We start from the raw sequence: 7,788 nt of genomic DNA on the forward strand, positions 1-7,788 counted from the left end.
TTAATTGTTTTGGCTATTGTTTTGTTGTTTCCTAATTTTTGTTGTTTGTAAATATATAATTGGCTATTATTTTTCTCGTTTTAATACCAGTGGGCTAACTGGTTGATATAGTAAAGGAATCTGCTCTGTAATTGTATCACTTTTATCAATTCCAAAAGCTTCCTGATCACTTTGTCCTAGCTTCTTAAGTAGGAAGTATGCCTTTAAGATAAAACCTTCTTTTAAAGAAAATTCATTCTCTACAGATAGGTATTTCTCCATGATTATAAACTTAAAGTCAATAGAGTCATTATAAGGGTTTATCGTACTATTGTCTAGAGATAGATTTAATTCTTTATTGTCAATTAAGTCTTGCATAATTTGGGTGAAGAACAGCTCTGTTCTGGGCTGTATTCTAAAACCAATATTAAGAACAATCTTAATGACTTTATCTTCAATTAACTCACTTACTTGGTAATCTAAGGTATAGGGATTATTAGTTCGATTGATGTGGAAGAACCAATAGTGATCCGCTCTTTTTGGTTTTTTAGCGAAGATAGACTGTATAATTCTCTGTTCTATTTGCTCTCTTCTTTCAGCTTTAGTTAAGTAGATTAAATGGGTTACCATCTTTGGAATGGAAGTGTCATTACTTAAAGCAGTAATTTTCTTGGTGTACTTACCTAAGTCTTCCATTTTAGTGTAGCCTTTATTGATTTGTCTAGCGTAATAACTTACATACATCACCAAGAAGAATAATCCTCCTACAAATACAGTGATGTATCCTCCTTCTTGGAATTTGACAATATTGGCAATAAAAAAGCTCACTTCAATAACGGTGAATATCAATAATAATAAACCCACCATTGCCTTAGGCCATTTAAGTTTATAAAGTAAAAAGTAGTACAATAAGAAAGTAGTACTCATCATGGCTAAAGTGATAGCTAGTCCATAGGCTGCCTCCATTTTAGAGGAGGTTTGAAAATAGAGAATAACTATAATACATCCAAGCCAAAGCAAATTGTTTACACTAGGGATATATATTTGTCCTTTGGTCTCACTAGGCTGTTTAACAGCTACTCTTTGCCAGAAGTTTAAGTTCATTGCCTCGTTAATTAAGGTAAATGAACCGCTAATAAGGGCCTGTGAAGCTACAATAGCTGCTAGAGTTGCAATTACTACTCCTGCTAGTAAGAACCAGCTTGGCATTACCTCAAAGAACGGATTTCTTCCCTCTAATAATTCTCCACTATGCTCTAAAAGCCATGCTGCTTGCCCTAGGTAATTTATCACCAAACAAACTTTCACAAATCCCCAAGTTAGTCGAATGTTTTTTCTACCACAGTGTCCAAGGTCAGAGTATAGGGCTTCCGCTCCAGTGGTACATAAAAATACTGCACCCAAAATCCAGAATCCTTTAGGATAGTTTACCAGTAGATCATAGGCATAATAGGGATTAAGCGCCTTAAATACAGTAGGGGTCTGCCAGATTTGACTCATTCCTAAAATAAATAATACCCCAAACCAAATAGCCATAATCGGGCCAAAGGCTTTTCCTACTTTGTGGGACCCAAAACGTTGTAAAAAGAAGATCATGGAGATAATTCCAATTACAATGGGAACTACCTTAATATTTCCTTGAAAAATGGAAATCATTTCTAATCCTTCTACAGCGGAGGTTACCGATACTGCAGGAGTGATTATACCATCGGCTAGTAGAGCTGCCGCTCCAAGCATAGTTGGAATAATCATTGTTTTACCATATCGCTTTACTAGGGAGTATAAAGAAAATACTCCACCCTCCCCGTCATTGTCTGCCTTTAAAGTAAGCCAAACATATTTTAAGGTAGTTTGTAACAATAAAGTCCAAAATACACAAGATACTCCTCCTAGAACTAACATAGGGGTGATCTCTTTGAGTCCAATAATTGCTTTGAAAGTATATAAAGGGCTGGTACCTATGTCTCCATATATAATACCAAGGGCCACTAATAAAGAGGCTGCGCTTACCTTGGAGTGTAAAGTGCTTTGCTGCATGAAATAAATGTTTATTATTTATGGTGTAAAGGTCTTACTTTCTCTATAAGGCTCGTATAAAATTCTCTTTGTAGGATATAAAGATTTTATAAAGAAGCTAGGTTTGCTTACAGTCTTTAGATAAAGCTTATGGATAGATATCTAAATGATTTTTAGGGCAATATTGATCTATTAATTACTCCTATGTTAAATAGTAAATAATTTTTCGAATTAGTTGACGTTATTTGTATATTTACACATAATGTCAACTAAATTAAAGTATTATGAAAGAAATTGTTTCGCAAAAAATAAAACAAGGTAGAGTTCTTAATGCTATGTCACTACAGGAATTAGCAGATTTAGTTGGGGTCTCCAAACAAATGATTTCTAAATATGAAAATGGTAGTTCAATGCCGTCAAGTAAGACATTAATTCAGTTAGCTAAATCATTGAAAGTAAGAGTAGACTATTTTTTTACTCCCTCTTCTATTGAATTGGGTGAAGTAAATTTTAGAAAAAAAAGTACTCTTTCTATAAAAAAGATTAATGCCTTAAAAGAACAGATTAAAATGAAATTATCTAATTATTTAGAAATAGAAAATATTCTGCAAATAGATAATTCTTTTACTAATCCGCTATGCAAGAAAAAGGTTAAGTCTTTAGATGACATTGAGCAAGTTGTAAGGGACTTGAGAAATGAATGGGATATAGGCTATGATCCTATTCATAATATTATCCAACTCTTAGAAGACAAAGAAATTAAAGTTATTGAAATAGATGAAACACAAGATAATTTCGATGGATTGGCATCTGTTGTTAGTGATAAATATCTTGTAATAGTTGTAAATAAAAATTTTAATGTAGAGCGAAAACGCTTTACTCTGTTACATGAATTAGGTCATCTTTTATTAGACTTACCTTTGTGTGATAACAATTTGGAAGAACAGATTTGCAATAGATTCGCTTCAGAGTTTTTATTCCCAAGGTTAATGGTAATAAGAGAATTTGGATTGAAAAGAGTTGACATATCATTTAAAGAATTAGTAGAAGTTCAACGTAAATATGGAATAAGCATTAGAGCTATAATCTATAGACTTAAGGATTGTAAAGTATGGAGTGAGCAAAGAGTCGTAGGGTTTTATAAGAAAATAAATTACAATCCAAATTTAAGGCTTGAAGTAGATGCCCAACGATTTCAAACACCTGAGGTCTCTAATCGATATGAGCAATTAGTATATAGAGCCTTTTCTCAAGAATTAATTTCATCTAGTAAAGCAGCTTCCTTGTTAAATATTTCGGTTAAAGAAGTACTAGAGAATTCATCCATTTAAAGTGCTTAATATGAAGGTAGTAATAAGTGATGCTAATATTTTAATTGACTTACTCCATTTAGGATTAATTGAAGATTTTTTCAGGTTACAAAATTTAGATTTGGGAACCACGGATTTTGTTTTTGAAGAACTTCATCAAGAACAAAAGGATATTATACAGAAATTCTTTCAAAATCAATCTTTACTATTAATAGAATCCTCTGAGCAGGATTTGATAAATATATTTAAAATCCTGTCTTCAACAAAAGGATTAAGTGTTGAGGATTGTTCCGTATGGTATCATGCAAAAAAAACATCGAGGAATACTTTTAACGGGAGATGCCAAATTAAGAAAACAATCTTTAGAGGATGGAGTAGAAGTTCGAGGGATCTTATTTGTTTTTGATTTATTATTAATTAGTGGTTTTATCACTTTTGAGATGGCAATTAAAAAACTAAATCAGTTATATTTATTTAACCCTAGATTGCCTATAGATCCCCAAAAAAAAAGATTAGATTATTGGGCGATTAGTAAGCATATTACTTATTAGAAAAATGATTGTATTTCTTAGAACATACGAATTAGTCGGAGTATTCCTTGTTTTACAATTTTCCTTCGTTATTTTCTTTCGAACTACTTTTTTTGATAAAAGCCCACAAAAGAGTGTAAAAGTTTTTTTATTAATAGCAAATTAATATAACTTCGGACCACCAATAGGAGTAGTATAAAATAATAATGAAAGATTCAAACTTTATAAAAGCCAGTAGAAAGAGGCGAATAGCAGCTTTTTTAATAGATCACTTTGTAATAACATTTTTTATAGTTGCTATTTTATTTCTGTGTTATGCAGAAGAACTAATTAATGAAGATAGTCCAGAGGCAATTATACCCATACTAGTTTCTGTCTTACTACCAGGGTTTATCCTCTATTTTGCAAAGGATAGCTATCAAGGGATAAGTCTAGGTAAGTGGATAATGGGAATTATGGTTCGCGATCAAAACAACCTTAAAAAGGTTCCTTCTTTTGGCAGACTTTTTTTACGTAACCTTTTCCTTATTATATGGCCAATAGAGTTTCTTATTTTGGCCACTAATAAACAAAACCAAAGATTAGGCGATACACTTACAAAAGCAGTTGTGTTAAAGAATCCTATTAGAACCTCAAAATCTTCACGTATCATTGCGTTAATAAGTGTTGTGATCTTATTTTTAGTATTTATGATTTTTATAGGAGGAAGTATGGTGAAAAACTCAGATGCTTACAAAACTGCTATAGAAGAAATAGAAAATAACGAACAGTTAAAAACAGAAATAGGAACTATACTGAATTATGGTAGGTTCCCCTCTGGAGATATACAAGTGGAAAATGGGAACGGTAGGGCTTTATTAGGAATAGAAGTTATTGGAGAAAAAGGAATTATATCTGTTATTGTATATTTGGAAAAAGAACAATCAGAGCAATGGCAATTAATAGAAATGCAAAAAGGAGATGGTACTATCTTAAAATCTATAACTAATTAAATAGTGTAATTACATCTACAAAGGCCATAAAAGTACCTAATTCGGTACTTTTATTTTAGCTATAGGCTTTTCAATACTATTTAAGATGCTGTTTTGTTTTTAGTAATTACTTTGCTATTAATTATCTGAAAGAGAAATAGACGGGGTAAACCCAACCAATTCTTTGATGGTTTTAGATAGTGGTCCTTTTGTAATTGTTTGACTACTATACTACTCAAAGCGGTATCCTACTGCATTTTGAGTGAGTATGTGTTTAGGTTTGTTGGGGTTTTGCTCCAACTTCTTTCTTAAATTAGCAATGAATACTCTTAAGTACTGGGTTTCTGTTTGATAGGCAATTCCCCAAACTTCTTTTAGTATATACTGATGCGTTAGTATGCGTCCTTGGTTTTTAGCCAGTAGGGCTACTAAATTAAACTCTGTTGTGGTTAAATGTACTGCCTCTTGATCTTTTTTTACAATTCTACCAACTAGGTCAATCTCTATGTCCTGGAACTCTAACTTTGTGTTGTCTTCTTGTGCATTGTTAAGCCGAATAGCACAGCGAATCCTAGCCTGTAATTCTCCCATTCTAAAAGGTTTGGTTAAGTAATCCGTAGCTCCACTATCTAGGGCCTCTACAATTTGCTGTTCACTATTTTCTACCGATAAGATTATAATGGCTTTACTATACCAAGATCTTAATTGTTTTAATACTTCTTGTCCCTTTATATCAGGAAGACCTAAGTCTAATAATATAAGATCAGGGTTATAATTTGCCGCTAACATTAAACCCTCCTTAGCCGTTGTACTTTGTAGAATTTTAGCTCCACTTTGGCTTAGGCCTATTTCAAGTAGTTTTTGAATTTGCTGTTCGTCGTCAATTATTAAAATAGTAAAATCACTCATGTTTTAGATGGTTTAAATAGGAAACTTCACAGGGAATTACAATGGTAAATGTATTACCACTTGGCCAGTTTTGCTCTAAAGTAATACTTCCCTTATGGGCTTGTACAAATCCCTTGGCTATGGATAGCCCAAGACCTGTGCCTCCTGTTTTCTCATTTGGTAGGCGGTAAAATTTATCAAATATCTTGTGGTGCAACTCGGGTGGAATTCCCTTGCCAAAATCACTTATACTCAAAGATAGAAAATCGTTTTTGATTTGTGCACTTATCCTTATCTTACTTTGAGGATTATAGATAATTGCATTGTGCAATAAAATCTCTACTACTTGAGAAAGTAAACCAGGGTCTACTTTGCATAAAGGTAAGTCATCTGATGGCTCAAACTCAATGTTGTTTTGGGCATAAGAAAACTTTTCTATACTTAAGAAAAGTAGTTCGTTTATATCACTCCAGTCCTGGCGGATGGCTAAGTTGCCGGTTTCTAGCCTATTCATATTTAATAGATTACCCACTTGTTGATTAAGGCGTGTTGCAGCTAAATCCATTTGCTCTAACAGCTGCTCTTTGTAAAGCTCTACAAGAGTGTCCTTTGCCCTTAGGGTATCTATACCACCTATAATTGTGGAGATAGGAGTGCGAAGTTCATGGGATAAAGAGCTAAGTAAGGTGTTGTATAAAACGATGGTTTTCTCTTTTTCTTCTTTGTCTCTTATTTTTCTTTCTTGTTGCTTGATGCGGTTTGTGAAAACAGCATTCAAAACAGCCACAAGTAAAAACATGAAAAATAACAGTACATTCTCTGGGCTATTAATCTTATAGTGTAAAATAGGATCTATAAAAAACACATTAAGTATCACAGCGCTTAGTATTGCAGCAATAGTAACGGGAAGAATATCATATAGGATAGCCAAAATAGACACAGCTAAAAACAAAATTAAAGCTGTTATTTGATAGTGTACTACATTCTTGAACATAAAGGCAATAGCCGATATAAATAGAATGGAACCTATGCAGATTACATATCCGTTAAGTTTAGATACTTTGTTTTTCATTTTTACAAAATAGAGATTGCCTATAATAGTTTGCCTTCTTTAAAATAAGTTTTCGTATATATGGTAAAACCTTCCATAGAAAGCATTGTACCCATCTGGCTAAAACTAATTAATAAGAAAGTAAAAATATTCATTTTTTAGTGAAATAGAGAAGTGATAAGTAAGGAATTAAAATAATATCTAAGAAGACCACTTAATGCTTGGATGTCTAAGGGATTATACTTTTTTAATTAATTACCTTTATGGTAGTAAAAAACTAAGCAAATTATCTTTTAGTTAGTTGATAGTATAGGTTTGTAGAAGATCAATAGGCTCATTGAATTTGAGCTTTTAGTTTTTATTGTTTAAATGCTTACTGATATCGGTATACTAATAAAAAGTACAAACTAAGGAAATGGGGTGCTTTACCAATTAAAACTATCTATTTAAAAAGTTATTATACATATTTGCGACTTATTAAAATTTATTAAGATTATCAAAATGAAGAAAATTACAAAGTTTTTAGTATTATCTGTGGTTGCAATGACAATGACTTCTTGTTATACAGGAAAATTAGCTGTTGGACAAACTACAATAAACGAACCAGTAATTGAAGTTAATAAAGTGAAGAACCACGCATTAATTTTAGGATTAGTACCATTAGATAATGGGCACAAGGCGAGTGAATTTGTTAACAATAACCCTAATTATGTAGTAAAGCACCAAATGAGCTTTATTGATGGTTTACTAGGATTTGTGACTTTAGGAATCTATACTCCTACTACGACTACATTCTATATGCCAGTTCCAAAAAATTTCTAGGAAAAACATAAAATATTAGAAAAGCAATGGGGCTGTCTCTAAAGAAAAAGAGACAGCCCTATTTTTTTGCATTTTACTTCTGTGTGATTTTCGGTATTTTTCTAAATATGCGAAGCTCAGACATTGGAAAAATATATTTTCGGTATTTTGGTGTAAAAAGAGGCATTTTATGCCACTCTTTTTCTAATATTCTGTGCGATTGCCAATAATCCGAACTCTAA

7 protein-coding genes are annotated in these 7,788 nt (G+C 32.3%); 4 read left to right on the top strand and 3 right to left on the bottom strand.

The window, feature by feature from the left end; translation table 11 throughout:
* Nucleotides 1-66: 66 nt before the first annotated feature.
* A complete protein-coding gene (locus tag ACYSNX_RS10055) occupies nucleotides 67-2,016 on the bottom strand; it encodes a KUP/HAK/KT family potassium transporter (protein WP_461754552.1) in 1,950 nt (649 codons plus the stop codon).
* Between the two features lie 263 nt (nucleotides 2,017-2,279).
* Between ACYSNX_RS10055 and ACYSNX_RS10060 the strand changes: the two genes are divergently transcribed.
* From ACYSNX_RS10060 to ACYSNX_RS10070, 3 genes are all read left to right on the top strand, one after another.
* Nucleotides 2,280-3,326: a helix-turn-helix domain-containing protein gene (locus ACYSNX_RS10060; protein ID WP_461754553.1), complete on the top strand. Its 1,047-nt coding sequence runs from the start codon at nucleotides 2,280-2,282 to the stop codon at nucleotides 3,324-3,326.
* Nucleotides 3,327-3,607: 281 nt separating this feature from the next.
* Nucleotides 3,608-3,856, top strand: a complete 249-nt coding sequence (locus tag ACYSNX_RS10065) for a hypothetical protein (protein WP_461754554.1) — start codon at nucleotides 3,608-3,610, stop codon at nucleotides 3,854-3,856.
* Nucleotides 3,857-4,041: 185 nt separating this feature from the next.
* Nucleotides 4,042-4,827 (top strand): RDD family protein, encoded by a 786-nt coding sequence (locus tag ACYSNX_RS10070; RefSeq protein ID WP_461754555.1) that lies wholly within the window; start codon nucleotides 4,042-4,044, stop codon nucleotides 4,825-4,827.
* A 210-nt stretch (nucleotides 4,828-5,037) separates the two neighbouring features.
* Here ACYSNX_RS10070 and ACYSNX_RS10075 read toward each other — a convergent pair whose 3' ends face one another.
* Entirely contained in the window at nucleotides 5,038-5,715 is a 678-nt protein-coding gene (locus ACYSNX_RS10075) for a response regulator (RefSeq protein WP_461754556.1), read from the bottom strand.
* Complete coding sequence (locus ACYSNX_RS10080; protein ID WP_461754557.1) at nucleotides 5,708-6,766, bottom strand: sensor histidine kinase; 1,059 nt, start codon at nucleotides 6,764-6,766, stop codon at nucleotides 5,708-5,710. Before ACYSNX_RS10080 ends, ACYSNX_RS10075 begins: the two co-directional genes overlap by 8 nt.
* Before the next feature lie 480 nt (nucleotides 6,767-7,246).
* On the opposite strand from ACYSNX_RS10080, the gene ACYSNX_RS10085 reads away from it, so the two are divergent.
* Nucleotides 7,247-7,567, top strand: a complete 321-nt coding sequence (locus ACYSNX_RS10085; RefSeq protein ID WP_461754558.1) for a Bor family protein — start codon at nucleotides 7,247-7,249, stop codon at nucleotides 7,565-7,567.
* Nucleotides 7,568-7,788: the final 221 nt, after the last annotated feature.

The organism is Myroides sp. LJL115, assembly GCF_054871665.1.

Bases quoted from the DNA above. Each gene is read 5' to 3' on its own strand.
- ACYSNX_RS10055 (WP_461754552.1), bottom strand. From the start codon at position 2,016: ATGCAGCAAAGCACTTTACACTCCAAGGTAAGCGCAGCCTCTTTATTA.
- ACYSNX_RS10060 (WP_461754553.1), top strand. From the start codon at position 2,280: ATGAAAGAAATTGTTTCGCAAAAAATAAAACAAGGTAGAGTTCTTAAT.
- ACYSNX_RS10065 (WP_461754554.1), top strand. From the start codon at position 3,608: ATGCAAAAAAAACATCGAGGAATACTTTTAACGGGAGATGCCAAATTA.
- ACYSNX_RS10070 (WP_461754555.1), top strand. From the start codon at position 4,042: ATGAAAGATTCAAACTTTATAAAAGCCAGTAGAAAGAGGCGAATAGCA.
- ACYSNX_RS10075 (WP_461754556.1), bottom strand. From the start codon at position 5,715: ATGAGTGATTTTACTATTTTAATAATTGACGACGAACAGCAAATTCAA.
- ACYSNX_RS10080 (WP_461754557.1), bottom strand. From the start codon at position 6,766: ATGAAAAACAAAGTATCTAAACTTAACGGATATGTAATCTGCATAGGT.
- ACYSNX_RS10085 (WP_461754558.1), top strand. From the start codon at position 7,247: ATGAAGAAAATTACAAAGTTTTTAGTATTATCTGTGGTTGCAATGACA.